The 25924-nt window shown below is 71.5% G+C and carries 21 protein-coding genes; 8 read left to right on the forward strand and 13 right to left on the reverse strand.

Annotation, left to right across the window (positions count from 1 at the left end):
- The first annotated feature begins 250 nt into the window (after positions 1–250).
- Positions 251–2095: a serine/threonine protein kinase gene (locus ACWGR4_RS24365; RefSeq protein ID WP_452133301.1), complete on the forward strand. Its 1845-nt coding sequence runs from the start codon at positions 251–253 to the stop codon at positions 2093–2095.
- Positions 2096–2129: 34 nt separating this feature from the next.
- Here the strand turns inward: ACWGR4_RS24365 and ACWGR4_RS24370 are convergent, their stop codons facing one another.
- From ACWGR4_RS24370 to ACWGR4_RS24400, 7 genes are all read right to left on the reverse strand, one after another.
- Positions 2130–3143 carry an LLM class F420-dependent oxidoreductase gene (locus tag ACWGR4_RS24370; RefSeq protein WP_452133300.1) on the reverse strand — a complete coding sequence of 338 codons (1014 nt, stop codon included), beginning with the start codon at positions 3141–3143 and terminating at the stop codon, positions 2130–2132.
- Positions 3144–3398: 255 nt separating this feature from the next.
- Complete coding sequence (locus tag ACWGR4_RS24375; RefSeq protein ID WP_395788308.1) at positions 3399–4283, reverse strand: hypothetical protein; 885 nt, start codon at positions 4281–4283, stop codon at positions 3399–3401.
- 180 nt (positions 4284–4463) lie between these two features.
- Entirely contained in the window at positions 4464–5516 is a 1053-nt protein-coding gene (locus ACWGR4_RS24380; RefSeq protein ID WP_452133299.1) for a hypothetical protein, read from the reverse strand.
- A gap of 126 nt (positions 5517–5642) precedes the next feature.
- Positions 5643–6737, reverse strand: coding sequence for a hypothetical protein (locus tag ACWGR4_RS24385; protein WP_452133298.1), 1095 nt, complete (start codon positions 6735–6737; stop codon positions 5643–5645).
- A gap of 242 nt (positions 6738–6979) precedes the next feature.
- Complete coding sequence (locus ACWGR4_RS24390) at positions 6980–7972, reverse strand: N-acetylmuramoyl-L-alanine amidase (protein ID WP_452133303.1); 993 nt, start codon at positions 7970–7972, stop codon at positions 6980–6982.
- 103 nt (positions 7973–8075) lie between these two features.
- Entirely contained in the window at positions 8076–9395 is a 1320-nt protein-coding gene (locus tag ACWGR4_RS24395; RefSeq protein ID WP_452133297.1) for a hypothetical protein, read from the reverse strand.
- 308 nt (positions 9396–9703) lie between these two features.
- Positions 9704–10342: a class I SAM-dependent methyltransferase gene (locus tag ACWGR4_RS24400; RefSeq protein ID WP_452133296.1), complete on the reverse strand. Its 639-nt coding sequence runs from the start codon at positions 10340–10342 to the stop codon at positions 9704–9706.
- 195 nt (positions 10343–10537) lie between these two features.
- Between ACWGR4_RS24400 and ACWGR4_RS24405 the strand changes: the two genes are divergently transcribed.
- Both ACWGR4_RS24405 and ACWGR4_RS24410 read left to right on the forward strand, forming a co-directional pair.
- Complete coding sequence (locus ACWGR4_RS24405; RefSeq protein WP_452133295.1) at positions 10538–12742, forward strand: acyl-CoA dehydrogenase; 2205 nt, start codon at positions 10538–10540, stop codon at positions 12740–12742.
- Between the two features lie 110 nt (positions 12743–12852).
- Positions 12853–14055 carry a lipid-transfer protein gene (locus ACWGR4_RS24410; RefSeq protein ID WP_078975061.1) on the forward strand — a complete coding sequence of 401 codons (1203 nt, stop codon included), beginning with the start codon at positions 12853–12855 and terminating at the stop codon, positions 14053–14055.
- A 73-nt stretch (positions 14056–14128) separates the two neighbouring features.
- On the opposite strand, the gene ACWGR4_RS24415 is transcribed toward ACWGR4_RS24410, so the two are convergent.
- Positions 14129–15697 (reverse strand): NYN domain-containing protein, encoded by a 1569-nt coding sequence (locus ACWGR4_RS24415; protein ID WP_452134236.1) that lies wholly within the window; start codon positions 15695–15697, stop codon positions 14129–14131.
- 74 nt (positions 15698–15771) lie between these two features.
- Between ACWGR4_RS24415 and ACWGR4_RS24420 the strand changes: the two genes are divergently transcribed.
- Together ACWGR4_RS24420 and ACWGR4_RS24425 are read left to right on the forward strand one after the other, a co-directional pair.
- Positions 15772–17463 carry a long-chain-fatty-acid--CoA ligase gene (locus ACWGR4_RS24420; protein ID WP_452132808.1) on the forward strand — a complete coding sequence of 564 codons (1692 nt, stop codon included), beginning with the start codon at positions 15772–15774 and terminating at the stop codon, positions 17461–17463.
- Between the two features lie 1298 nt (positions 17464–18761).
- Positions 18762–19418: a LysE family translocator gene (locus ACWGR4_RS24425; RefSeq protein ID WP_452132807.1), complete on the forward strand. Its 657-nt coding sequence runs from the start codon at positions 18762–18764 to the stop codon at positions 19416–19418.
- A 79-nt stretch (positions 19419–19497) separates the two neighbouring features.
- Here ACWGR4_RS24425 and merB read toward each other — a convergent pair whose 3' ends face one another.
- The 4 genes from merB to ACWGR4_RS24445 all read right to left on the reverse strand — a co-directional run bounded on the left by merB (position 19498) and on the right by ACWGR4_RS24445 (position 22447).
- Complete coding sequence (gene merB, locus ACWGR4_RS24430; protein ID WP_379995833.1) at positions 19498–20148, reverse strand: organomercurial lyase; 651 nt, start codon at positions 20146–20148, stop codon at positions 19498–19500.
- On the reverse strand, positions 20145–21125 hold the full coding sequence (gene rarD / locus ACWGR4_RS24435; RefSeq protein ID WP_452132806.1) for an EamA family transporter RarD: 981 nt from the start codon (positions 21123–21125) through the stop codon (positions 20145–20147). The genes merB and rarD overlap by 4 nt, the downstream gene beginning before the upstream one ends.
- A 93-nt stretch (positions 21126–21218) precedes the next feature.
- Positions 21219–22184, reverse strand: a complete 966-nt coding sequence (locus ACWGR4_RS24440; RefSeq protein WP_452132805.1) for an SDR family NAD(P)-dependent oxidoreductase — start codon at positions 22182–22184, stop codon at positions 21219–21221.
- 5 nt (positions 22185–22189) lie between these two features.
- The gene (locus ACWGR4_RS24445; protein WP_452132804.1) at positions 22190–22447 is read right to left on the reverse strand and encodes a hypothetical protein; all 258 of its coding nucleotides are present in this window, start codon (positions 22445–22447) and stop codon (positions 22190–22192) included.
- Between the two features lie 189 nt (positions 22448–22636).
- Here ACWGR4_RS24445 and ACWGR4_RS24450 point away from each other — a divergent pair, with 189 nt between their 5' ends.
- From ACWGR4_RS24450 to ACWGR4_RS24460, 3 genes are all read left to right on the forward strand, one after another.
- On the forward strand, positions 22637–23281 hold the full coding sequence (locus tag ACWGR4_RS24450) for a TetR/AcrR family transcriptional regulator (protein WP_379995841.1): 645 nt from the start codon (positions 22637–22639) through the stop codon (positions 23279–23281).
- A gap of 154 nt (positions 23282–23435) precedes the next feature.
- Complete coding sequence (locus ACWGR4_RS24455) at positions 23436–24470, forward strand: helix-turn-helix domain-containing protein (protein WP_452132803.1); 1035 nt, start codon at positions 23436–23438, stop codon at positions 24468–24470.
- A complete protein-coding gene (locus ACWGR4_RS24460) occupies positions 24380–24574 on the forward strand; it encodes a DUF397 domain-containing protein (protein WP_452132802.1) in 195 nt (64 codons plus the stop codon). Before ACWGR4_RS24455 ends, ACWGR4_RS24460 begins: the two co-directional genes overlap by 91 nt.
- Here ACWGR4_RS24460 and ACWGR4_RS24465 read toward each other — a convergent pair.
- Entirely contained in the window at positions 24564–25109 is a 546-nt protein-coding gene (locus tag ACWGR4_RS24465; protein WP_452132801.1) for a hypothetical protein, read from the reverse strand. The genes ACWGR4_RS24460 and ACWGR4_RS24465 overlap by 11 nt on opposite strands.
- Positions 25110–25924 lie beyond the last annotated feature (815 nt).

A 25924-nucleotide genomic window follows, 5' to 3' on the forward strand; every position in this document is an offset into this window, starting at 1 on the left:
TTTGCTCGCTCCGCGACTTTGGCCCGTTGCCCCGCTCACCCTGCGGCTTCGGCGCCCCGCCCTGTTCCCCGACCCTGGCGTCCCGCCCCGCTCACCTCGCGACTCCGGTGCCCCGCCCCGCTCGGTCCGCCCCCGCCTGGTGTGATTCGGGGCCTGCCGTTTGTCCGCCGTGTGGTCGTGGTCTTGGGGGTGGGGGTGCGGCAATAGGGTTTGAGCAGGGGGGCTGGGTTGTTCGGGTGACGAGGTGGGTATGGCGGCTGGGTTGGAGCCTGGGGATCGAATAGGGCCCTACACGGTGGTGGGGCTGCTGGGGGTCGGTAGTCCCGGCTGGGTGTATCTGGCGCGGACCGGAGCCGGGCGGCCGATGGCCGTGCGGATGTTGTACGGCGAGCAGCAGGGGATCAAGCGCGCGCAGAAGGTGCGCGGGCCCGGTGTGATCGAGGTGATCGGCAGCGGCGGGGCGGCCCACAATCCGTGGGTGGCCTCGGTGTACGTGCCGGCGCCGTCGCTCGCCGACCTGGTGATCTCGTGTGGGCCGCTGACGCCCGACGCGGTGCGTTGGCTCGCGGCCGGGATCGCCGAGGGGCTGGTGACGATCCATCAGGCGTCGCTGGTCCACGGTGACCTGCGGCCCGCGCAGATCGTGGTGGCCGCCGACGGGCCGAGGGTGACCGGATTCGGGATCACGGGCGCGGGCCCGGACGCCCCGCTCGCCGCGCCCGGCTACCTCGCGCCCGAACAGGCGCGCGGTGAGGAGCCGGTGGCGGCCTCCGACATCTACGGGCTCGGCGCGCTGCTGTGTTTCGCGGCGACCGGACATCCTCCGCACTCCGGTGTGGGGGAGGCGGCGATTCGGCGGAGCGTGGCGACCGGTGAGCCCGATCTGGCCGATGTGCCGGCCGAGGTCGCCGACCTGATCCGGTCCTGCCTGGTGCGTGATCCGGAGGCCCGGCCCACGGCGCGGGAGTTGCTGGAGGGGGTCGCCGGGGCGGTGACGGCTCGGGAGGGGGCCTACGGGGCCGCCTCGTGGCTCCCGGGCGCCGCCCTGGAGTTGATCGACGCGTACCACCGCCGCGGCCGCCTGGTCGGCGACCCGCCGACCGTGCCCCTCGCGGACCGCCTCGGGCCGGCCGAGCCGGTCGACAAGGACGAGCCGGACGAGCCGGTCGAGCCCGTCGACTCGGCCGCGGCCGACGCCGGGTCGAACCCGGACCCGGCGGAACCGCGACGTTCGGACGAGGCCGGATCGGACCCGAAAGCCGCCGCGTCGACCCCGGCGAAGCCGGCCGAACCCACGCCCACGCCCACGCCCGCACCCGCACCCGCCCGCGACGGCACCGGCGCCCCCGAGACGACCGAGACGATGCAACTCGCCAAGATCGTCCAGGCGATGGTGCCGCGGATCGACGACAGCGACGATCGGCAGGACCCCTACGACCTGCCCGAGCCGGCCGAGGTGCACGAGGGTGGCGGGGCCAGTTGGGTACTGGTGGCCGCGCTCGTGGTGATCGCGCTGGTGGGCGGGCTGCTGGCCGGAGTCGCCTACGAGCGGGGGCGCGAGGATCGGGAGCGCGGGGCGATGGGCCCCGCCGGGGTGCCGACCGCCGGCGCCTCCGGCGATCCGATCGCGGCCTTCGTGGCCTCGGTACAGGTCGGCGCCTGCGTGGACTTCGCCGGCGACGGATCGCCGACCTGGCGGCCCGCCGGACCGCGCACGCTGCCCTGTGAGGATCCGGCGGCTCGGCAGCGGGTGCTGGCCCGCACCGCGGCCGCCGGCGGCACGGCGGACTGCATGAGCACCGACGGGCGCAGCCGGTGGCCGATCGTGCCCGGGCAGCCCGCGCTGTGCCTGGAGCGGATCTTCCGACCCGGCGAGTGTGTGCCGGCGGAGGTGCGCGACGGGCGACAGTGGGCCTTCCTGGCCGCGCTCGTACCGTGCCAGGGCGCCTTCCAACGCGACGGCCAGGGCCGGTTGCGCATCGACGAGATCCATCCGATGCCCTCGTCCACCGGCCCCACCTGCCCCGCCCGGTCCCCGGTCTACTATCCGCTGCCCTCCCGGGGACAGGAACTGTGCATGTCGACGGTGACCTAGACCGGGGACGCCGACCGGCCCGCGCGGCCTCGGGTCAGGACACGAGGTCGGCCAGCAGGCGCAGGGCCGCCGGGTCGCGCGTGGTGACGATCATGTCGGTGACGTGCGGGTCGGCGGCCCACGCGGCGAAACGCTCGCGGATCCGGGCCGCCGGGCCGACGAGCGCGATCTCGTCGACGAAGGCGCTCGGTACCGCGGCGATCGCCTCGTCGCGCCTGCCGGCCGCGAACAACTCCTGGATCCGGTCCGCCTCCTCGGCATAGCCGAACCGGCGCATCAGGTCCGCGTGGAAGTTCTTGTTCTTCGCGCCCATCCCGCCGACGTAGAAGCCCATCGCCGCCTTGATCGGGAACATCGCCTGCTCGACGTCGTCGCCGAGCGCCACCTGCACCATCGGCGCGATCCGAAAGCCCGCCGGCTTGTCCCGCAGCGCGTCCGCGTACACCTCGGGACGGGTCGGCGCCCAGTGCAGCGGCAGCCAGCCGTCCGCGATCTGCGTGGTCAGATGCACGTTCTTCGGCCCCTCGGCGCCGAGGAAGATCGGCAGGTCCGCGCGCAGCGGGTGGGTGATCGACTTGAGCGGCTTGCCGAGCCCGCTGCCGTCCTCGCCCGCGTACGGGTGCTGCGCGTAGCGGCCCTCGGCCACCACCGGCCCCTCGCGGCGCAACACCTGGCGGATCACGTCCACGTACTCGCGGGTGAAGGTCAGCGGGCTCTTGGGGAACGGCCGCCCGTACCAGCCCTCGACCACCTGCGGGCCGGAGAGCCCGAGGCCGAGGATCATCCGCCCGCCGGACAGGTGGTCCAGGGTCAACGCGTGCATTGCGGTCGCGGTGGGGGTGCGGGCGGTCATCTGGGTGACGGCGGTACCCAGGCCGATCCGCGAGGTGTTGGCCGCGATCCAGGTCAGCGGGGTGAACACGTCCGAGCCCCACGACTCGGCGGTCCAGACCGAGTCGAAGCCGAGGCGTTCGGCCTCGCGCGCCGTCTCGACGAAGTCGGCGGACGGGCCTCGGCCCCAGTATCCGAACGTCAGACCCAGCCTCATGGCGGTACCTCCATGTTTGCCCACGGTTGCCCGAAGTCGTACGGAACCGCGCGGCGCGGCGTGCCGCGGCGCGGTGAATCGCCTCCGCAGACTAGAACACGTTTTACTTTGCGGGGAGGCCGCCTCCCCCGGGCGACCCGGACAGGGCCTAGCCGCCCCCGGACAGGCGAAAGGGCGCCGTCCGAAGTGGACGACGCCCCTGCCTGTACCTGTTCGCGGGGTCTCGGTATTACCGGTTCCTCGGGAGCACCGGTGTCACGAGCGCTGGATGCCCATCGTGTTCTGGAGCACGCCGCGCACGTTGTCGACCTCGACGAGCAGGCCGTTCGGGTGCTCGGCCACCGCCAGGTACCAGACGCCCGTGTTCAGCACGCCCTTCTCCTGGTTGGTGTGCTCGTCCAGCATCGGGCGCGAGTCCGGCACCGAGAACCAGAAGGGCTGGAACGGCGCACCGCCCGGGGCGGGCTGCTGCCCACCGCCGGGGCCCTGCGGGCCCGGGGCGCCGAAGCCGCCCTGCGGTCCCTGGGGACCCTGCGGCGCCGGGCCGCCGAAGCCGCCCTGCTGCGGGGCGCCGCCGTACGGCTGCTGACCCTGGGGGCCCTGCGGGCCGCCGTAGGGCGCGCCGCCGAACTGCTGCTGACCCTGCGGGGCGCCGTACTGGCCGGGCTGACCCGCACCCGCGCCCGGACCACCCGCGCCGAGCAGCGGCGCCTGGAGGGCCGGCACCACGCTGGTGGCGATCAGGGCGCCGCTGAGCACGAGGACCAGCAACACGATGAGGATGCCGCCGGCCTTCATCTCCAGGCCGTCGGAGGCACGGCCGATCGACCACAGGGCGTTGATCGGCGAGACCACCGCGAGCGGCAGGGCCCACTGACGAGCGGTCAGGCCGAGGATCTGCTTGTCCCGCAGCTGCGGAAGCAGCCCGCCGAGGATGAACAGCGCACCCGCGATGATCGGGGTCAGCACGCACGCGAAGATGACCGGTGCCATGGTGCCCGACCAGGCGCTCCAAGAGCCGTCGAAGCCCCGGGGAACCTCGCCCTTGACACCGATGTAGTCGAAGAACGAGAAAATGAAGATGAGCACGGCGGCGACCCCGATGACCGCGTCGCCACGCGAGAGCTTTCTGACGTCCACTGAATACTCCTCCCGAGGGGGATGGGCGCCGACAGCGTACGGGGGCGACCCAAGTCGTGCCACCGACATCGCCCCCGCGCGTCCTCGGTGCATTGGTCCGGGGACACTGTGCCAGACGGGGGAACGATCTGTGCCCCGACCCCATACGACACACCGTATGGGGGCATTTTCCGCGGATGTCTATTCGCCGCGCTGAATACCCGTCAGGTCGGTCAACACGCCCTGAACGCCGTCGATATCGATGACGATGCCGCCGTCGCGCACGCCCACCGCGAGGTACCAGACCCCGGGGTGCAGCGTGGCCGGCGCGTCGCCGGAGACGTCGAGCGGCCGCAGCGTGCGCGGTTCGGGCACGGCCAGCCAGTACTGTTCGAACGTGCCCGGATCGCCGGAATCCGCCGCCGAGTCCCGGGCGTCCCCGCCCGTGGCGGCCGGCACCCGGTCGGCGCCGATCGCCGGATTCGCCGCCGAATCGTCCGACTTGAGCAGCAGCACCGGAGGTTGCACCGCGGGCGGCTGCATCGCCGGGGGCTGCATCGGCGGGGTCTGCGGCGGGGGAGTGTTGCCCGACGGGCCGTACACGGGCGGCGCGACCGGAGGCGGCACCGGGAAGCCGCCGGTTCCGGGCGGACCGGGCGGATAGCCGCCGGGCGCGCCGGGGAAGCCGCCGCCGGGGTAGCCGGGCCAGCCGGCCTCGCGCGGGCGCACCAGCGGCACGTTCAGCCCGCCGATCCGGTCCACGGTGAGCAGCAACAGGGCCTGCAACACGGCGAACCCGGCCAGCCCCCACGCGCCATAGCCGTGCGCGGCGTCCACGGTCGCCTGCGAGTCGCCGCCGGCGCGAGCGATCCGCTGCGCGGTGCGGGCCAGCTTGTCGTAGCCGCCGTCCGCGCCCAGCACGGCCCACACCGCGCTCCACGCCGACGCCACGCCGAGCACGACGCCCCACTGCCGCAGGGCGACCCCGGCGAACTGGATCTCGGTCGGCGGCGAGCCGGGACGGAAGGTGTACCGGCCGATCAGCAGCAACACCAGCGAGATCGAGGACAACAGCACGACGGCGGGCGCGAGCGGTGTGAAGTCGCCGATCCACGCCGAGTAGTGGGTGGTGCCCTCGGTGAGGTCTCTGCCCTTGGCGGTCACCGTGTACCAGGGGAGAAACGAGAAGACCAGAACTCCGATCGCCGCCACCGCGACGATCAGATCACCTCGGGTGACGCCTTTGCGTGGCATCGTGCTCCTCCCTGACGGGGCTTTCGTACTGCGTGGACATGCGCGTGTCGCGACGGACCGCGGCCGTCGCGCCGCGGCCCGGTGCCGGTACGGTCGCCCGCACCGGCACCGGGGCCTGACATACCGTCATTCTCCGCGTTGGATTCCGGAGACGTCGCTCAGGACCCCGCGAACGCCGTCGACCTCGACCAGGACGCCGCCCGGGTGGGGGGCGACGGCGAGGTACCACTGCCCGGTCCGCAGGGTGGCCACCGGCTCCTTGGACAGGCCCTCGGTGGGGGCCAGCGTGCGGGCCTCGGGCACGGCGAACCAGAACTGGGCGAACTCCGGCGGCTGCGCGCCGGTCTCGGCGGCGGCCGGCTGTGCGCCGGTGCCGGACTCGACGGCGCCCGGAGCGGCGGGTGCGCCCGGCGCGGTGGTGCCGGGCGCGGCCTCGGGAACGGCGGCGGTCGACCCGGAGGGGGTCGGCGGCGGCATGTGCGCGGGGACGCCGGCCATCGGCGCGGCGGCGGTGCCCACCCCCGTCGCCGGGTAGCCGGGCGGCGCGGGATAGCCACCGGTGGCGTTCGGCAGCGGGTAGCCCGTGTTCGGGTCGATCGCCATCGGCAGGCCGGTGTTCGGGTCCAGCGGGACCGGGTAGCCGCCGGTGGCGTTCGGCGGGTAGCCCCACGGTTGTTGCGGGACCGGGCTGAACAGCGGTGACGCCAGGCTGGGGATGCGGTCGCCGATGATCAGGAACAACGCCGCGACCAGTCCGGCCACCATCATCAGCCAGGCGAAGACGGTGGGTCCGGAATCGACCGTAAAGCGGGACGGGGCCGAGCCCTCGACGAGGTCGCCGATCATGCCGCCCGCCCCGAACGGGGCGAAGAAACCGCTGATCGCGCCGGAGACGCCGAACGCGATCGCCCACTGGCGCGGGGCCAGACCCAGGGCCGGCTTGTCCGGCTGCGCGGTGAAACGGCCGATGACCATGAGCAGCACGGCCAGCAGCGGCACCAGGACGACGGCCGGCATCAGCGGGTAGAAGTCGACCGTCCAGGCGTTCCAACTCTTGGACTCGCTGCGGCCGCCGCCGAGCAGGTCTCCGTCGTCGCTGATGTTGCTGCTGCCGTGGGAGGTGGCGCTGACTTCGTAGTATTTGAAGAACGAGAAGATGAAGATCAGGACGATCGCGAGAATGACGATCGCATCGCCCCTCGTGATCCCTTTCCGGTTCAACGTTGCTCCTTTGGCGATACGGAGGGGGACGTGACGCCGGCGGCGCGGGGTGCGCCGGGCGACGTGCGGTGTGTGGGCGGCTCGCGCCGGGCCCGATCGTGCGGCTCGCGGTGGTCCGTGGCCCGACCGGGAACCGTCCGGCGGTGCCCGGCACGCGTGGACGTCGCGAACCGGGGAGCGTCACCGTCGCGCACGCGCGTCGGGACGATCGCAACGACCCTAGGGGACAGGGGACTCGTGGCTCACGTCCCCTTCAACAGATAGGCCGTGATCCCGGTCGCGATCCCGGACGCGGCGCGCTCACGCCAGTTCGGGTCGGTGAACTGCGCGGCGTCCGACGCATTGCGCATGTTGCCGCATTCGATGAACACCTTGGGTCGGGTGGACAGGTTGAGTCCGCCGAGATCGGTACGGGTGACCAGCCCGTCGTCGGTGCCCAGGTAGGTGGCCGGGGAGGTGCCGGTGGCCGCCCGAAACGCCTTGGCGAGCAGGCCGCCGAGATCGCGCGAGGGCGCCAGGATCGGCGTGGTGTCCACGTTCTTGTCCTTGACCGCGGCGGGCAGGATGACGTGGAAGCCACGCCCGCCGGCCGGGCCGCCGTCGGCGTGGATGGACACCACCGCGTCCGCCTTGGCCGTGTTGCCCCGCGCCGCGCGCTCGTCGACGCACGGCCCCCACGCCTCGGTCTCCCACGTGTACACCACCGTGGCGCCCTGGGCCTCCAGCAAGCGCTTCGCGCGGTGTGCCACGTCGAGGGTGAACTCGGCCTCGGTGTAACCCTGGTTGGTCTCGGTGCCGGTGGTGTCGCACTCCTTGGTCAGCCCGCCCGCGTACACCTGCTTGTTGATCTCGCGGGAATGGCCGCCGTTGCCCGGATTGTGGCCGGGGTCGAGCACCACCACCCGCCCCGACAGCGGGAGTCCGCCGCCGGCGCGGGGTGGGGGCGGGACGGCCGCGGTCGCGGGGGGCTGCGCCGGGGCCGCAGGCGGTGGTTCGCCGGTCGAGGTGGTCGCGTTCGGGGCGGGCGCGCCGTCGGCCGGCGCGGCGTGGGGCGTACTCGGCGGGTCGCCGGCCGCGGTCGCCGACCGCGTGTGGGCGGCCTCGGTGCGCGCCGCGTCGTGCCCGCTGGGCCAGGCCACCGCGATGGTGCCGGCGCCGGCGGCGGCCAGCGCCAGGGCGGCCACGGTCAGGGTGATCCGCCGCCGGCGGCGCAGGCGCTCGTGTGCCGCCTCGATCCGGGCCTCCTGCGTGGGTGCGTGGCCGAACGGGTCGGCGGCGGCCGGGGGATGGCGGTAGCGGGGAGCGGGGTCGTCGGGACGGCCGCGATCGTCGCGGCGGTCAGAGGTCAAGTTCACTCCTGGACGTGAGGCCGTAGCGCGAGGCGACGGCGTTCCAGGTCGTCACGAACGACTTCTTCGCGGTGGACGCCTCGGAACTGATCGTGGCGCCCTCGTCGTAGAGCGCCCGGGTGCCCGGACAGCCCGAGTCGGCCGCGGACTGCGCCCACGCGGCGAACGATCGGTCGGCGCGCGCGGAGGCGGTCCACGCGGTGCGCAACGTCGGTGCGGCGGACTGGAGTTCGGGGGCGGCGTCGAAGCGCATCGCGTCCAACTGGGTGACCAGCTGGTCACGTTGCGCGGCGGCGTCGAGCAGCGCGGAGCGGGACGCGGCCAGCGACGAGCAGGAGCCGATGTTGTTCACCGCGTCGATCACCGACTGCCGGGACGAACCGCTGCGGGAGAGCAGGGTGTCCAACGCGGCGGCCTGCGCGCGGCCGTCCGGCGAGGGGCTCGCGGGCGGCGGGGTGGTGATCGTGGTCTGTTGGGCCGGCGGCGGGGTCGACGGGGCACCGGGCTGAGCGCCCGCCGCGTCGCCGGAGGGGGAGGTCGAGCCGGCGGTGGATTCCACGCTCGGTGAGCCGTGGGCGGCCGGCTTCTTGTCGTCCTCCGCCCACGGCTTCAGGGCGACCAGGGTGCCGACGGCGGCGATCAGGACGACCGCGGCCACGATGAACAGGAGGGTGCGCTCGAACGAGGGGCCGGGCGGGGTGGGCGAGAGCGGGCCGGGGGCCGGCGGGGTGGCGCCGCGGTACCAGTCCGGGGCGACGGGGACGTCGCGGGCCGGCGGCACACCGTGGTCGGGCCGGTCGCCCGGGATGCCGTGGACGGGGGTGTGCCCGGCGTCCTGGCGGTACCAGTCCGCGGTCGGCGCCGACGGGTTCGGGGACATCGGCGGAGGCGGCACGGGCACCGGTGGCGGGGTGACGGCGGGCGGCTGGGGGGACACCCGGGGCGGGGTGGACACCGGGGGCGGGGTGGAAACCGGCCACCCCGGGGGTGGCGGCCCGGCGGGCATGCCGCGGGCCGCCACCGGGTTGTCGACGGTGTCCTGCTCGTCGGGCGACGCGGGTGGTGCGGGTGGTACGGGCGGTGGCATGTCGGGCCGCGCCGGCGGCGTGACGGCCGGCAGGTGGGCGGTGGGCTCGTGATGCGGACGCGGCGGCGCGCCCGGGTTCACGGCGGTCGGCCCGGCGGTGATCCGGCGGCGCACCCAGCCGCCCACGCCGCCGTTGGCCGTCCGATCCCAGACCGTCTCGAACCGCTCGCCGTCCGCCGCGGGTTCGCCGGGCCCGTCGTCGTGCTGATGCTGATCGGACATGACCATCCCCCCGCGTCCTTCCGGATGGGCATTGTCCCAGCAAACGGGACCCGCGCGGGACCGGATCGGATTGCTTTCGGGAATCGAATCAGGCTCGAATCGATCTTGACGCCGAACGACGGGGCGTCGACCGCACGGATCGCGGTCCGCATCGCCGTCGCTTCGCCGCCGGGCCGACCGGGGACCGGCGGCGGGCGGGCAGGGGTACGGCTCGCCGGACCGCCTTCGGTTGCCCCAGGTCGTTTCGACGGGAGCGCCCCCGCTTCGCCCGCGGCTCGTTTCCCGCGACCGCCCATGAGCCGCTCCGGTCAGATCCCGGCCGCCACGCGGCGCAGCACCCGCAGTGAGCCCCGGCCCGGGAGTTCCTCGAACGCGCCGGAGGCGAGTGCGCGTCGGTAGACCCGGTACGGTGCCTGGCCGCCGTCGGCCGGGTCCGGGAACACGTCGTGGATCAGCAGCAGTCCGCCGACTGCGACGTGCGGCGCCCAGCCCTCGTAGTCGCCCTGCGCGTGCTCGTCGGTGTGCCCGCCGTCGATGAACACCAGGCCCACCGGGGTGTTCCACAGCGGGGCGATCGTCCGGCTGTGTCCGACCAGGGCCACCACATACGGTTCGAGCCCGCTGCGATACAGCGTGCGGCGGAACGTCGGCAGCGTGTCCATCACGCCCAGTTCGGCGTCGACCAGATTCGGGTCGTGGTACTCCCACCCGGGCTGCTGCTCCTCGGAGCCGCGGTGGTGGTCGAGCGTGACCACCACCGTGCCCGCGTCGCGCGCGACCGCGGCGAGCAGGATCGTCGACCGCCCGCAGTACGTGCCCAGTTCGACCAGCGGGCCGACCCGGGCCGCCAGGACCGCCGCGGCGTACAGCGCGTCGCCCTCGTCGGCCGGCATGAATCCGGTGGCCGCCTCGAACGCGGCCCGCACGGCGGGGTCGATGGTGCTCATGTCGGGATCTCCTGAGTCGGACCACGCGGGCCGGGTCGGTACACCGCCGGGCCGCCGTCGGCCGGCCGGACCCCATGCTGCCGCAGCCGCCCCCGCGCCACCGTGTCGGGGGCCACATCGGGGTCCCCAACAATTGAAACGGGTTCTACTATCGCAAGTACTGGACCCAGTCACGGAAGTCATGGAAGGCGCGATATGGCCATCGGCATCACGGAGGAGCACCGCTCCCTGGCGGAATCGGTACGCGGATGGGTGCAACGTGTTGCACCCATCCAGGAGGTGCGCCGGGTGCTGGAGGCGGACGTTGAGGAGCGTCCCGGACACTGGCCGGCCCTCGCCGAGCAGGGCCTGCTCGGGATGCATGTCGCCGAGGAGTTCGGCGGCGCCGGCTACGGCCTGGTCGAGACCGCGGTGGCCCTCGAACAGGCCGGCCTCGGCATGCTCCCCGGCCCGTTCCTGCCCACCGTCCTGGCCTCGGCGCTGCTGCAGGCCGACGGCGGCGACGCGGCGAAGGAGCTGCTGCCCGGCCTGGTCGACGGCACGCTGATCGGCGCGGTCGCGACCGGGCCCGGCACCGTGACGGCCGCCGAGGAGGCGGGTGGGCTGCGGGTGAGCGGGGTGGCCACGCCGATCCTGGGCGGTGCGCTCGCCGACGTGCTGGTGCTGGCGGCCCGCCGAGCCGACGGCGCGGTGGTGTACGTCGCGGTGGACGCGCCGGACGTCGACGTCCGGGCGCTCAAGAGCGTGGACCCGACCCGGCGCAGCGCCGAGGTGACGGTGGACACCGTGGTCCCGGCCACGCGGGTGCTGGCCGCGGTGAACGAGGCCTTGGCCCGCGACCTGGCGGCCGTACTGATGTCCGCCGAGGCCTGCGGCGTGGCCGCGTGGGCGCTCGACACGGCGACCGAGTACGCCAAGGTGCGCGAGCAGTTCGGCCGCCCCATCGGGCAGTTCCAGGCGATCAAGCACCTGTGCGCGGACATGCTGGTTCGGGTCGAACAGTCGCGCGCGGTCACGTGGGACGCGGCGCGCGCGTTCGACGCGGGCTCGGACGCGCCGACCCGGTCGCTGACCGCCGCGATCGCCGCCACGTATGCGATCGAGGCGGCCTTCACCACGACCAAGGACTGCGTACAGATCCTCGGCGGCATCGGCTTCACCTGGGAGCACGACGCGCACATCTACCTGCGCCGGGGGCTGACCCTGCGCCAGTACGCGGGGCCCGCCGCGCAGTGGCGGCTGCGGGTGACCGAGCTGGCGAGCGCCGGTGCGCGCCGGGACCTGGTCCTGGACCTGCCCGAGGAGGCGGAGCGGCTGCGCGACACCGCGCGGGCGATCCTGGCCAAGGTGGCCGGCGAGTCCGGGGCCGAACAGCGCGCGCGGCTCGCCCCGTTGGGCTACGCGGCGCCGTACCTGCCCAAGCCGTACGGCATCGGGGCCGGCCCGGTCGAGCAGTTGGTGATCCAGCAGGAGATGAAGGCGCTCGGCGTGCGGCTGCCGGACATCACCATGGGCAACTGGGTGATCCCGTCGCTGATCGCCTACGGGACGCAGGCCCAGCAGGAGCGGTTCGCGCCGCCGACGCTGCGCGGCGAGATCCAGTGGTGCCAGCTGTTCTCCGAGCCCGGCGCGGGCTCCGACCTGGCCGCGATCTCCACGCGCGCGACCCGGACCGAGGGCGGCTGGCTGATCAACGGCCAGAAGGTGTGGACCTCGCGGGCCCGCGAGTCGCAGTGGGGCATCCTGCTCGCGCGCACCTCGCCGGACAAGCCCAAGCACGAGGGCCTGACGTACTTCATCGTGGACATGGCCTCGGCGGGCCTGGACATCCGTCCGCTCAAGGAGATCAGCGGCCTGGCGATGTTCAACGAGATCTTCCTCGAAGACCTCTTCGTACCGGACGAGATGGTCGTCGGCGAGGTCGACGGCGGCTGGCAGGTGGCCCGCAACACGCTCGGCAACGAGCGGGTGCACATGGGCGCGGGCAGCTCGTTCGGCGCGGGCATCGCGAATCTGGTCGCGGCGGTGAACGGCCCGGCGGGCGAGTTCGTGGACGGCGGCTTCCGGGAGCGCCTGGGCGCGCTGGTGGCCGAGGCGTCCTCGCTGGCGCTGATCGAACTGCGCACCACGCTGGCCCGGCTGTCCGGCCTGGAGCCGGGCGCGGGCGCGTCGGTACGCAAGCTCGTCGGCACCCCGCACCAGCAGCGCGAGTCCGAGCTGAGCCTCGAACTGCTCGGCCCGCTGGGCGCGGTGGACGAGGGGGACGGCCAGAAGGCGGCGTTCGGATTTTTGATGAGCCGCTGCCTGACCATCGCGGGTGGCACCACGCAGGTCCAGCTCAACGTGGTCGGCGAGCGCATCCTCGGGCTGCCCAGGGATCCGCAGCCGAGCGAGAAGTAGTTCCTGCCGTTCGCCGGGCCGTTCCGGGTTCCGATCTCTCTTCCGGTTTCGCTCCTCTTCCCTTCTCTTTCCCTTCCCGATCCTGATCCGTTTCCGTAGGAGTTGGCGACATGGCACAAAAGGCGTTCATCGTCGGCGTCGGCATGACCAAATTCGAGAAGCCGGAGAGCCGCGACTGGCAGTACTGGGACATGGTCAAGGAGGCCGGTGGCAAGGCGCTCGCGGACGCGGGCGTCGGCTACGACAAGGTGGAGCAGGCCCCGGTCGGCTACTGCTTCCAGGCGTCCACCGCCGGTCAGCGCGCGGTGTACGAGCTGGGCCTGAGCGGCATCCCGGTCTACAACGTGAACAACAACTGCGCGACCGGCTCCAGCGCGCTGATGATGGCCCGTCAGTTCGTCGCCGGCGGGCTGAACGACTGTGTGCTCGCGATCGGCTTCGAGAAGATGAAGCGCGGTTCGCTCGGCGGGGGCGGCGAGGGCGACTTCTCCACGTCGCCGGTGGCCCGGCACTACAAGATCATGGGTGACGCGCACGGGTTCTCGATGACCGCGCCGCCGACCGCGCAGATCTTCGGCAACGCGGCGCGCGAGCACATGGCCCGCTACGGCACCACCGCCGAGCAGATCGCGCACGTGGGGGTCAAGAACCACCGGCACTCGGTGAACAACCCGTACGCGCAGTTCCAGGTCGAGTACTCGCTCGACGAGGTGCTGGCCGCCAAGGAGATCCACTCGCCGCTCACCCGGCTGCAGTGTTCGCCCACCTCCGACGGCGCCGCCGCGGCGGTCGTGGTCAGCGAGCGCTTCGTGCGCGAACACGGCCTGGAGGAGCAGGCGATCGAGATCCTGGCCCAGTCGATGACCACCGACACCGAGGAGAGCTTCGCCTCGAACAGCTGCATCGACGTGGTCGGCAAGCCGATGTCGGCGGCGGCCGGGCGGCAGGTCTTCGAGCAGTCCGGCCTGGGGATCGAGGATGTCGACGTAATCGAGCTGCACGACTGCTTCTCGATCAACGAGATCCTCACCTACGAGGCGCTGGGCATGTGCGGTGAGGGCGAGGGCGGCAAGCTGGTCGCCGAGGGCGCCACCACGTACGGCGGGCGCTGGGTGGTCAACCCCTCGGGCGGACTGATCTCCAAGGGCCACCCGCTGGGCGCCACCGGGCTGGCCCAGGCCGCCGAGATCAGCTGGCAGCTGCGCGGTCTGGCGGACGCGCGCCAGGTCGCCGACGCCAAGGTCGGGCTCACCCACAACATCGGGCTCGGCGGCGCCGCGGTGGTCGGGTTGTACCGGCGCGGGCAGTTCTGACGCGGGCGGCCCCGGTGCGGGCCGCCTTTTCGGTCCGGCGGGTGCGCCCTCGGGGTCGCACCCGCCGGACCGGCTACGCGCTGTCGGTGCCCGGGACGGTGGAGAGGTCGGCGGTGGCCGGGTTGCCGGCCGCGTGGTCGGCCCCCGCGTGATGCGCGGTCGCGTGGTTCGCGGTCGCGTGGTTCGTGGTCGGGGTGCCGAGCAGCCATTCGGCCAGGAGGGCGCGCTCGGTGTCGTTGAGGTAGAGGCGGGCGTTGGCGCACAGCGTCTCGACGTTGCGCAGGAAGGCGACGGCGAGGTCGTCGGCGGAGGCGACCGGGTGTGCGGTGGAGGACCAGTAGCCGGAGTAGACCAGGCCCGTGGTGACGAACGCGATCGCCTTGCGGGCGATGGTCTGCATCCGCTCGGCACAGCGGTCGCGGACCGCGCCCGAGGTCTGGTTGCCCTGGAAGCCGTTCTCGCTGACCTCGGCGTGCAACTCGGCGAAGAGCACGTGGTATTCCTCCGGGGACAGCCGCGGCGCGCCGGTGACCGTTGCCACCCGGTCGATCAGGTCGCGGACCGGCTCGCGCAGGTGGTCCATCCGACCCTGGCCGTTGGGACGAGCCGAGGGCGGCTGATGTCGGGTGCGGTCGTAGATGTACCCGGGTGGGACCCGACTGATCGACAACTTCTCGTCGGTGCCCTGCTCCAGCATCAGTTCGAGCAGCGAGGAGAAGGTGGCCGCGCCGCCCCAGCGGGTGCGGGTGACCTGCTCGCGACCGACCTGTTGCAGCACCGAGTGGGCGAGGGTGGCGAGCACGATCGGCTCCTCGGAGCCGTCGAGTTGCTCGCGTACGTGCGCCATCACCTGCTCGCGCACCCCCTCGTCGGCCGGCGCCACGTCGATCTCGTCGCGCAGCGCCCGCTCGATGAACTCCTGGTCGCTGATCACCACGTCGCCCGCGGCGACATACGCCTGGGCGGCCGGACCGCTGGCGATCACCATCGTGCGCCGGTCGTGGCTGCGCAGCCGCAGCAGGACCGGAGTGAAGTCCGCGTCGGCGCTCATGATGATCACCTCGTCGAACCTGGTCGAGTGCTGGAGCGTGTCGAGTACGTCCATCACCATGTGGATGTCGGCACTGTTCTTGCCCCGGCCCGTCAGCGGCGGGCAGTCGATCACGCGAAAGGCCGACCGCGTGAAGAACGCCCGGTAACGGTCGTGCATCACCGGGTTGAGATAGCAGTTGCGGACGAGCAACGATCGGCGCAGGCCGCGCTCGGTCGCCTCGTTCTCCAACCACTCCAACCACTGGGACGGTTTGCGGGCGAAAATCTCCGCGGACGCGCGGTCCGTCTCCCGCAGTCCGCTGTAAATATTGTCAAAGTCAAGGAAAAGTGCGCTGCGAATTCTGCCTGGTATGCCCGAATCCATACTCATGTCCATGCCTGCCTCCCCCGATGCGTACGGCTTCAATCTGTCCGACGCGTCACGTGCGGGCAAGCGAGGCCACATTCGGTGCGGTTCCGGTCCGGTATCGATCTTGGCCGTCTTCCGATCCGCGCGCACGCGGGTTAGGTTGCGCCAAGCAGAAGCTTGATCGTGCCATGTAGGTGCGTCGGTCGGTTTGTCCACCCGTGTATCCATCCACCCATTCATCCGTCCGCCTATCTGTCCGTCCGTCTGTCCGTCTGTCCGTTCGTTTTGTCTGTCTGTCCGTCAGGAGTCCTGTCGTGTCTGGACGTTGGAGCACCACACTGGACGCACTGCTACGCGAGCGGGCCGGGGATCACAGCGCCGGTCTGCGCGACGAGGACCGGGCGTGGACCTGGGCCGAGGTGGTCGCGGAATCCGCGAGTCGAGCCGCCCTGCTGCGGGCGCTGCGGGTCGAGGGTCGACCGTGGCACATCGGGGTGATGCTGGAGAACGTGCCCGAGTTTCCGCTGCTGCTCGGCGCCGCGGCGCTGTCCGGCGCGGTGATCGTGGGGCTCAACCCGACTCGGGTCGGGACCGAGTTGGCGCGCGACATCGACCACACCGACTGCTCGCTCGTCCTGACCGACGCGGCGCATCTGGAGCAGCTGCGCACCGCCGCGCCGGACTTCCCGGCGGACCGGCTGCTGTGCGTGGACGATCCGGCCTGGGCGCGGGCGCTGGAGCCGTACGCGGGGGTCGAGCCGCCGGTCGAGCGGCCGGGGGTCGAGGACACGTTCATGTTGATCCTGACGTCCGGGACGACCGGGCACCCCAAGGCGGTGATCTGCTCGCAGGGCAAGATCGCCGGGCAGGGGGCGAGCGTGGTGGCCATGGAGCGGTTGGACGGGACGGACGTGGCCTACTGCGCGATGCCGCTGTTCCACTCCAACGCGGTGGTCACGTGCTGGGCGCCGGCGCTGGCGGCCGGGGCGGAACTGGTGCTGCGGCGGCGGTTCTCCGCGTCGGGATTCCTGCCGGACGTGCGGCGGTTCGGGGTCACCTACGCCAACTACGTGGGCAAGCCGCTGTCGTACATCCTGGCCACGCCCGAGCGCCCCGACGACGCGGACAACCCGCTGACGCGCGTGTTCGGCAACGAGGGCGGGCCGCAGGACGTCCAGCGCTTCGCCCGACGCTTCGGCTGCACGGTGCGGGACGGGTTCGGCTCGACCGAGGGCGGGTTGTCGTTCAGCCCGGTCCCGGACATGCCGCCGGGCGCGCTGGGCCGGCCGAACGGCGACATCCGGATCCTGAACCCGGACACGCGCGAGCAATGCCCGCCGGCCACCTTCGACGCGGCGGGCCGGATGACCAACACCGAGGCGGCGGTCGGCGAACTGGTCAACGTCGGCGGCGCGGGCACCTTCGAGGGCTATTACAACAACGCGGCGGCGACCGCGCAGCGCATGCGCGACGGCTGGTACTGGAGCGGCGACCTCGCCTACCGCACCGAGGACGGCCTGGTCTTCTTCGCCGGCCGCACGGGGGAGTGGCTGCGCGTCGGCGGGGAGAACTTCGGCGCGGCACCGGTCGCCCGAATCCTGTCCCGGCACCCGGACGTGGCGGTGGCGACGGTGTACGGCGTCCCCGACGAGGCGGCGGGCGACCAGGCGATGGCGGCCCTGGTCCTGCGCGAGGGCGCCACCTTCGACCCGGCCGCCTTCGCGGACTGGCTGGCGGCCCAGCCGGACCTGTCCCGCGCCTGGCACCCGCGCTACATCCGGATCGCCGACGTACTCCCACAAACCAGCACGAACAAGATCCTCACCAGAGTTCTGACCCGCCAAGCCTGGCACACGGCCCCCGACCCCATCTGGTGGCGCGACCCCAGAGGGGACCCAGCCACCCCATACCGCCCCTTCACCGAATCCGACCGCAAAACCCTGGAATCAGCCTTCACCGCCCGAGGCCGCACCCACATCCTGTCCCTGATATCCAGAGAGGCCTGACACCCCCGCCCTCCACCCAACCCGAGGCCCACAGACGTCCGGCGCATGGCCGAGGCGGGTAGCGCAGTGGTCCGCCCCCGGCGCGCGGGACTCCAATTGCCCGAAGCTCCCGTCGAGATGGCCGTGTTGCTCACCGAAAACCGGCCGGCAGCGGCGGGAGGGAGGGGACTCGGGTCGAATCCGCCGGGGAGGAGTTGGGGTTCGAAACCGGATCTCGGCGGGGTGGTTGTGGGCTTCGAGCTTCGGTGACCTGCGGTTTTGCGGGATCGGCGCGGAAAGTTGAGCGCCGAGTGCCGGTTTCGTGTGCTCCAGCCCCCTCAACGCCGGCGTGAAGACCAAAACCGGATCCCGATGCACCCCAAACAGCCCCCGCCTGCACCGACCTGCGGTTTTCTCTCACTCCGAGGCAACCGCACCCCACACGATCCGAGTTCGTGAACCTTCGTCGCCCACATACCCACCGGACCCCGAAGCGCCCCGACCCATTCAGGAAGGCCACCCGCCAGACTCGACCCGACCGCCCACCCTCCCCGCCGCTGCCGGCCGGGTTTTGCCAGGCAATGCACCCGGCTCGTCAGGACCCCGGAGTCTCGGAGCCCCGAACGCCGGCGGCGGCCCACCACCGACCCGGACAAGCCCCGCACCGGCCACCCGCAACCAACAGCGCAACGGCCGTCGAGAACACCTGACCCACCCGGGAAGGCCCCTCGGGGAGCCCGACTCGACCACCCTCCCTGCCCGCCGCTGCTGGTCGGTTTTCGCCGAGCGATGCGCCCGCCTCGCCGGAAGCCCGGAGTCTTGGAGCCCCGCACGCCGGCGGCGGCCCAACCACCGACTCAGGCCAGCCCCGGACCAGCCCACGCAACCAACAGCGCAAAGCGCGCCGAGAACGCTCGACCCCCCTTGGGAAGGCGCCTCAGAGGACCCGACCCGACCACCCTCCCCGCCCCTGCTGCAGGCCGGTTTTCGCTGAGCAAGATGCCCCTCTCGTTGGGAGCCGCCGTCTCGGAGCCCCGCGCGCCGGCGGCGGCTCACCACCGACTCTGATCAGCCTCGCACCGGCCACCCGCAACCCGAGGCGTGACGCCCGCTGGGAACGCCCGGCCCGCTTGGGGAGGTTCCTCGGCGGACTCGACCCAACCGTCCGCCTGCCCGCCTTCGGCTCAGATCAGCCCCGCACCGGCGCCCCGCGACCGGAAGTGCAACGCGTGCCAGGACCAGCCTGGCCCACTTGGGAAGCCTCGTCGGCGAACCCGATCCGACTATGCGTCAGCTTCCGGCGCCGGCAGCATGACTTCATGGATGCTCTCTCGCACCTTGCTTCGTTTGCCCTGGTTGCGGGGCTGTTGACGGTTGTGCCGGGGCCGGATACCGCGATTGTGTTGCGGGCGGCGCTGGTTCGGGGGAATCGGCACGGGTTCGCGACCGCGCTTGGCATAGGGTCCGGGACGTTGGTTTGGGGTGCGGCTGCGGCGGCCGGTGTTTCTGCGGTGCTGACCACATCTCAGGTTGCGTATACGAGTCTGCGCGTCGTCGGTGCCTGCTACCTGCTTTGGCTTGCTTACGGATTGCTGCGGGCTGCGTGGGCGAATCGCTATACCGAGGTCGACGTCGACGTCGAGGCCACCTCGGCGGTCGGTGGCAAGGCCGCCCCCGGGTTGTGGTCGGCGTGGGGGCGCGGCGTGCTCACGTCGTTGACCAATCCGAAGGTCGGCGTTTTCTATATGGCGATGATCCCGCAGTTCATTCCCTCCGGTGCCCCGCATCTGGCCTTCGGGATACTGCTCGCCCTCGTCCACGACATCGAGGGCATGGTGTGGTTCGCGGCGATCATCCTCGGCGCGAACAGCCTGCGCGCGAGGCTGCGCCGGCCGCGTTTTCGGCGTGCGCTCGATGCGTCGACCGGTACGGTCATCGCCGGCTTCGGCGTCACGCTCGCGGTGGCCGACAACTGACCATCGGCCGTACCCCGGCTGCTCGCCGGCCCTCGGGTTTTCGGCCTCGGCCGCGAGGGTGGTCCGGTGTGCGTAGGTGTCACAGGCCCCAGAACCGGCCCTGGAGGCCCACCGAGGTGAAGTATGTGGCTGCCGACGCCGGGTCTCGGCGTTCGTAGCCTCGGTGCATGCGGCCCTCGTACCAGTGTTCGGCCAGGCGCCACAGCTTGGTGAGGTCGAGGACGTAGCCCCGGGTCTGGCCGGTGCGGGCGAGCCAGTGATCCACGCAGCCCTCGTCGCAGAACAGCCGCTGGTTGCCACACGCGTGCACCACGTCGTCCCACAACATCGTGATCGGGACTAGGAAGTGCGCCACCTCGTCGCCCTTCGGCGGCTCGTCGATGCCCACGTTCCAGGCCAGTGCCCCCTCGCACCCCGGACATCGGGTCGCGACCAGCACCTCCTCGCCCACCAGGTGCGGCACGGCGAAGGAATCCCATGCGCAGCCGCCCCACCACAGCGTGTGCCGCCCCATCACCGAGAAGCCCAACGGCACCGCGCTGAACGGATGCGCCATCACGATCGCGTCGTCGCGCAGCACGATGTGCCGCTGTTCGTGCAGGGCCCGCAACCCCGCACGCACGGTCGGCTCCGACACGCCCAGCGTCGCCGCCAATTCCGCGTCGGAGGGCGCCCGCCCGGTGTCGGCGAAGCCCCGATAGACGGCCAGCCGCAACTGTTCGACGCTCACGAGGCCGCCTCCCGCTCCGGTGCGGCCGAGACCGGCAGATCCCGGGGCTCGACGGCGGCCGGGGCCTCGGCCGCCCGCGCGGTGGGCAGAACGGCGACCCGCTCGCGCCTGGACTGGCGGATCGCATCGAACGTGAGCACCACGAGTGCGATCCACACCAGACCGAACCCCGCCCACCGGGCCGCCGGCATGGGCTCGTGGTTGACCGCCACGCCGATCCCGAACTGGATGATCGGAGCCAGGTATTGCAGCATGCCGATCGAACTGAGCGGCACCGAGTTGGCCGCCACCGCGAAGCACAGCAGCGGGATCACGGTGATCACGCCCGCGCCCATCAGCATCAGCGCCTGCGGTGCCCCTTCGTGCCCGTACGTGCCCTCGCCGGTCCAGGCCAACCAGGTCAGGTAGCCGAGCGCGGGCAGGAACATCACCGCCGTCTCGACCGCGAGCGAGTGGGTCGCGGGGAGTTTCATCCGCTTCTTGACGTAGCCGTAGGTGGCGAACGACGCGGCCAACGTGAGCGCGATCCACGGGACCCGGCCGTAGGCCACGATCAGGACCACCACCGCGGCGACCCCCAGCGCCACCGCGGCCCACTGAATCCTGCGCAGGCGCTCGCCGAGGACCACGACACCGATGCCGATCAGTACCAGCGGCGTGATGAAGTAGCCCAGCGAGGTCTCCACGACCTGGTCGTGGTTGACGCCGTAGATGTACGTGCCCCAGTTGATCGAGATCATCACGGCAGCCACGGTCACGGTGATCAGCTTGCCCGGGGTGCGGGCCAACTCGCGGATCCACGACCACTGCCGGAGCACCGCGAGCAGGACCAGCATGCACAGCAGCGACCAGGCCATCCGGTGGGCCAGGATCTCGACCGGGCCCGCAGGCTTCAGATGTGGCCAGAAGAGGGGGAACAGGCCCCACATGACGTAGGCCGCCATGCCCAACAGCAAACCGCGACGTTCTGCACCCATGGTGCCGACCGTACTGGCCGAGTGGCCTGCCGTCAGGAGCCAATTCCGAAGAGGTGGACCAGCAGCCGCCGCGCAGGCGGCCGATCCGAGACATCAGTCGCCCTCGCGACTCAGCTCCTCCCACCGGGCCACCTCCTCCCGGCGGGCCCGGTCGAGCTCGGCGATCATGTCGTAGGCCGCGCCGCCCAGGATGATCCGACGCGGCGGCTCGGGCATATCGACGATGCGCAGCAACAGGGCGGCCGCCTTCGCCGGGTCGGCATCCTTCGACTCCCCCCACATTTCCGCCAGTTCGGCGCGCAGCGGCGCGTACACCTCGTTCTCGGTCGTCATGGTCAGGCCCTGGGTGAACAACGTGGTTTCGTAGCCACCGGGTTGGACCAGGGTTACCTTCACGCCGAAGCCCGCCGCCTCCATGGCCAGCGCACCGGACATGTTGTCGAGGGCGCCCTTGCTCGCGCTGTAGAGACCGGTGGCGGCGAAGCCCACGGCCGAGCCCATCGAGCTGATCTGCACGATGTGGCCCGAGCCCTGGTCGCGGAGATGGGGGAGTACGGCCTGGCCGACCCACAGGGCGCCGAAGAAGTTGACGTCGAAGTGGGCCCGGACCTGGGCCTCCGTCACCTCCTCGACCATGCCGATCAGGCTGGCCCCCGCGTTGTTGACGACGATGTCGATTCGCCCGAAGGCCGCCACGGCTCGCGCCACGCCGCGGAACACCGCGTCGCGGTCGGTGACGTCGAGGGTCAGAAGCCGCAAGCGATCCTCGTGCGCGGCGACCAGGTCGGCCAGCGGAGTGACATCCCGCGCGGCCCCGACGACCCGGTCACCGGCGACCAGCGCTGCCTCGGCGAAGGCACGGCCCAGGCCACGAGAGGCACCGGTGATGAACCAGACGCGGGGGTCTCGGGGGACGGCGGCGGTGGTTGCTTGGGTGGCTGTGGCTGTGGCTGTGGCGGCAGTAGGCGCGGTGGTGGTCATGTGCGTGCTCTCTTCCAGGTGGCTGGGGTCGGTGGGGTCGGCCTGGGCGGGCGGTGTGGATGTTGTGGTTGTCGTCATCGGGTTCACCTGGGTCGGTAGCCGGACGAGGTCGCCGCGCGACGACCGGACTGAGGGGGCTGGGGGACGCCGACGCGCCGAGCGCGCCGAAGCTGCGGCCGAGGCGGCACGATCGGCCGGGCGGCCTCGGTGGGACTCGCCGCGACCTCGGTGGTGAGTCTTGGAGCCGGGGCACCCGTGGTCCGCATGTCGAGGACCGAGAACGCGTCGGTGACCTGGTGGGCGAAGGGTGCGACGGAGAGGGAGAGCCGGGTGCGGAACATGGGTGACAACTCCTTGATTCGCGAGACGAGACGTTGCGTCTCGCTTTCTTTCGTTGAAGCATGCATCTTCGGTGCTGGAATGTCAAGACGAGACGTATCGTCTCGCTCGGACTTCGTGAAGCATGTGCGAATCGACAGGCTTTTGTCAAGACGAGACGTATCGTCTCGTTCATGCGGTACAGTGGGTGCATGACCATCGACGACAGCAGTGACCGCAGCGCGGAGGGTGCGCGTGCCGAGGGTGGATCCGCCGGCAGGCCGAATCCGTCCCGACGCAGCGAACAGTCCCGTCGGGCGATCCTGACCGCCGCCCGCGAACTCGTCTCCGAACTGGGCTTCGCCAAGCTCTCCATCGAGGCGATCGCCGCGCGGGCGGGCGTCGGCAAGCAGACCATCTACCGCTGGTGGGGCTCGAAGGGGGAGGTCGTCTTCGAGGCATTCCTTGCCCTGAGCGACCCGGGGGAGGGCATCGTGCTGCCCGACTCGGGGGATCTCGAGACGGACCTCAAATACCTGATGCGCGAGACCGTCGCGGAGTTCGCCGACCCCGCCTTCGAAGGCCCGATCCGCGCCCTCAACGCCGAGATCATCAACGATCCCAAGCTGGCCAGGCTTTACCACGAAAAGATGGCCGCCCCCGTGGACGAGGCCAAGAAGGAGCGCCTACGCAGCGCCCAACGCGCCGGCCAACTCGCTCCCGACCTGGATCTCGACCTGGCTCTGGAACTCCTCTATGCCCCCCTGTACCAACGCTGGCTACTCCGCAGCGGCCCCCTGACCCCCGAATACGCCGACAGCCTGGTGGACTTGACCCTCAAGGGCCTCCGGCCTTGACGGGTCGAGGTGGTCGGCCGACTTTCGGGGGGCGCCGTCGAGTTGCCATCGCCACCCGAGCGCCACCATTCGCCACCGGTGAACAATCATGAATCGGCCAAATGCGTCGATCGAGGTCGTTAGCGTGTGTATCGGTGACCATCCTGGGGGTGTCGTGAAACGTTCGATCGAGCCGGGCAACCCGGCGTTCGTTGCCGCGCGGCACCAACGCGGATGGCATTCGCAGCAGCGGTTGGCTGACGCGTTCGAATGCATGGCGGCTGAATGCGGGCTCCGGATCGGCGTCAGTGTGCGTCAGGTTCGGCGTTGGGAGAGTGCGGAGCCTCCTTGGCCGTCGAGTGACTACCAGACAGTCCTGGAGGCGCTGTTCGGGTTGCCACTCACCATGCTCGGTTTCGCGCCGCCGGTCGGCTCGCGGCGGTTCGAGGAGGAGATCGCAAGTGCTCAAGTCATCGACATCATCGAGGGCTTGCACGAAGGCGAGCAGTCCGGATGGTGGCGCACCGACCCGAGTGAGGGTTCCGGCGCCCGCATCGATCGACTCGTTCAAGCGGAGCAGCGGGCAGTCGTCACCCGCGCCTACGAATCCAGCTTGATCCCTGGGCCTCTCCAAATCTACGAATATGCGGTCGCAGCGATCCGCGCCTACCTGCCTGCGCTTCCCGAGGACGAGGTGATTCGGCGGGCACGAAAGCGCACCGGGCGACTCGCCAACCTCCAAGCGCTCCCCGACGGATCGCGCATGCTGTTGTTCCTGATCGACGAACCCGTCTTGCATCGGCCCCTTGGTGACGACGCGGTGCTGCGTGCCCAACTTGCCCACTTGCTCATCACGGTGTCCACCTTGCCTCATGTGCAACTTCAAGTGCTGCCCCTTAACGCCGGCGGACACCCTGGCATGGCGGGGCCGTTCACGCTGTTCGACTTCGGAGACAGGCGAGTCGTGTATACGGAGGCTCTGACAGGGGCTTCGTGGACTTCACGGCCGGCCTGTATCGCCGCGTATTCGTTCGCTTACGATCGACTTCAGGCAGCAGCGCTTGGTGCGGACGACTCGATGCAACTCGTTGCGCAGAGGCTCGCGGAACTGGAGACGGCATGGAAGCTCGCGGGGGATGGACGACCAGCAGCTACAGCGGGGGAGAGAACTGCGTCGAGGTCGCGGTTCTGGGAGCCGTTGTCGGGGTGAGGGACAGCAAGGTCGTCGACTCCCCGGTGCTCGCCGTGCACCCGGCGGCGTGGGCCGGTCTTGTGGAGCGCGCCGGTGCGCGCGTCGTGACGGCTATCCGCTGACCTGCACGCACTGGTTCCCGGTCGTGGGCGCATGCATGGCGCCGAGCGCCGTGAGCGTCCAGTAGTGCTTGCCCTCGGCGTCCTGGGTGGAGGCCGGCGCGATCCTCATGACGTACGCCTTGATCTCCTCGGGCTTTTCCCGGCAACGGGTCAAGAGGAAGTTGAACGCCCCCCGGTAGGAATCGAGGTCCGGACGCTGGGGCGCGCCCGCGTCGGCGTCGCGCATTGCCGTCACCCAGGTGGTGACCGTGGCGTAGGGCGCACCCGGTGCCTGCGTGGTGGGCGCCGCCGAGCGGGTCTGCGGCAACGGCGGCGCGTCGGTCACGAGGACGCCGCCACCCGGCAGCGTCGGCGGGCGGGACTGCGCCGTGGGAGACGAGGTCGCGCCCGGCGCCCCACCGCCTGATGAGCCGGTGGACGACACCGCGGTACTTCGGGCGGCGGACGAGCCATCGGAGTCGCCCGAGCCGCATCCGGCCACGAGCAGGGCCACCGCCAGCACGGGCCACGCCGTACCACGCTTCGATATGTGCATCGGCACAACGTAGTGGCGCCGTGCCGGTCCCGTTCGGGTTCGGCCTTGTTCGTCGAATCGGTATTCGTCGTTGCGACTCGGCATTGTGCCTTGTGGGCGTTGCCGCTCCGGCGTCGCGCCCCCCTGTGTCGGCGTTTGGTGCCGCGCTCTCCCCGACTTCCGTCCGCGGTGCGGATCTCGGTTGACCTTCGAGCTCGCGGTCCGGCCGCCGACCTGCTTCATGGCGTCGGCGCGGCACGGGTCGCAAGGGGTGCCGATGTGGATCGCGTTGCCGCCGTCGCGTCAGGCGTCCGGGGCCGCCCCGACCGGTGTCCGGGCCGTCCCGCTGGGTGCCCCGGTCGTTCCGCCCGTGCTCGGACCATCCCGCCCCGCGCCCGGGCCGTTCCGACTGGTGTTCCGCCCGTGTGGCGAGCCATCGCGTCCCGCGCCCGGGGTCGCCCTGCCCGTGTGGCGAGCCACCGCGCCCGCGCCCGGGCCGTCCTGCCTGTGTGGCGAGCGTCCCGCCTGTGCCCGGGGTGTTCCGCCCGTGCGGCGAGCCCCGCGCCCGCGCCCGTGTTCGTCGCGCGCCGCCGCTGTGCGGCGCGTTGTTTTCGAGGGCTCAGGGCCGGGGCGATGTGGGTGCCTGTCCTGGGTTGCCGGTGGTGATGGTTGGGTGGGCTTCGGCGATCGAGCGCCAGGAAGTCGAGTGCCGACTTTGGGGATTGGGCCGCGTCCGGGATCCGGGTGGGGTATTCGTCGAGGGCTGGGCAGGCCGACGGTCCGGAAGGCGTTCAATCGCGGGTCTTGTCCGGTCCGTGGCCTGGGTGGATTGTGCT

It is taken from the genome of Embleya sp. NPDC055664 (assembly GCF_053618075.1).

What these genes read in the sequence shown, in the direction of transcription:
- ACWGR4_RS24400 (WP_452133296.1), bottom strand. Translation starts at nt 10,342, where the DNA reads ATGAGCACCATCGACCCCGCCGTGCGGGCCGCGTTCGAGGCGGCCACC.
- ACWGR4_RS24440 (WP_452132805.1), bottom strand. Translation starts at nt 22,184, where the DNA reads ATGACGACAACCACAACATCCACACCGCCCGCCCAGGCCGACCCCACC.
- ACWGR4_RS24405 (WP_452133295.1), top strand. Translation starts at nt 10,538, where the DNA reads ATGGCCATCGGCATCACGGAGGAGCACCGCTCCCTGGCGGAATCGGTA.
- ACWGR4_RS24365 (WP_452133301.1), top strand. Translation starts at nt 251, where the DNA reads ATGGCGGCTGGGTTGGAGCCTGGGGATCGAATAGGGCCCTACACGGTG.
- ACWGR4_RS24450 (WP_379995841.1), top strand. Translation starts at nt 22,637, where the DNA reads ATGACCATCGACGACAGCAGTGACCGCAGCGCGGAGGGTGCGCGTGCC.
- ACWGR4_RS24380 (WP_452133299.1), bottom strand. Translation starts at nt 5,516, where the DNA reads ATGCCACGCAAAGGCGTCACCCGAGGTGATCTGATCGTCGCGGTGGCG.
- ACWGR4_RS24415 (WP_452134236.1), bottom strand. Translation starts at nt 15,697, where the DNA reads ATGAATGGGTGGATGGATACACGGGTGGACAAACCGACCGACGCACCT.
- ACWGR4_RS24370 (WP_452133300.1), bottom strand. Translation starts at nt 3,143, where the DNA reads ATGAGGCTGGGTCTGACGTTCGGATACTGGGGCCGAGGCCCGTCCGCC.
- ACWGR4_RS24410 (WP_078975061.1), top strand. Translation starts at nt 12,853, where the DNA reads ATGGCACAAAAGGCGTTCATCGTCGGCGTCGGCATGACCAAATTCGAG.
- ACWGR4_RS24395 (WP_452133297.1), bottom strand. Translation starts at nt 9,395, where the DNA reads ATGTCCGATCAGCATCAGCACGACGACGGGCCCGGCGAACCCGCGGCG.
- ACWGR4_RS24425 (WP_452132807.1), top strand. Translation starts at nt 18,762, where the DNA reads ATGGATGCTCTCTCGCACCTTGCTTCGTTTGCCCTGGTTGCGGGGCTG.
- ACWGR4_RS24445 (WP_452132804.1), bottom strand. Translation starts at nt 22,447, where the DNA reads ATGTTCCGCACCCGGCTCTCCCTCTCCGTCGCACCCTTCGCCCACCAG.
- ACWGR4_RS24465 (WP_452132801.1), bottom strand. Translation starts at nt 25,109, where the DNA reads ATGCACATATCGAAGCGTGGTACGGCGTGGCCCGTGCTGGCGGTGGCC.
- ACWGR4_RS24460 (WP_452132802.1), top strand. Translation starts at nt 24,380, where the DNA reads ATGGAAGCTCGCGGGGGATGGACGACCAGCAGCTACAGCGGGGGAGAG.
- rarD (WP_452132806.1), bottom strand. Translation starts at nt 21,125, where the DNA reads ATGGGTGCAGAACGTCGCGGTTTGCTGTTGGGCATGGCGGCCTACGTC.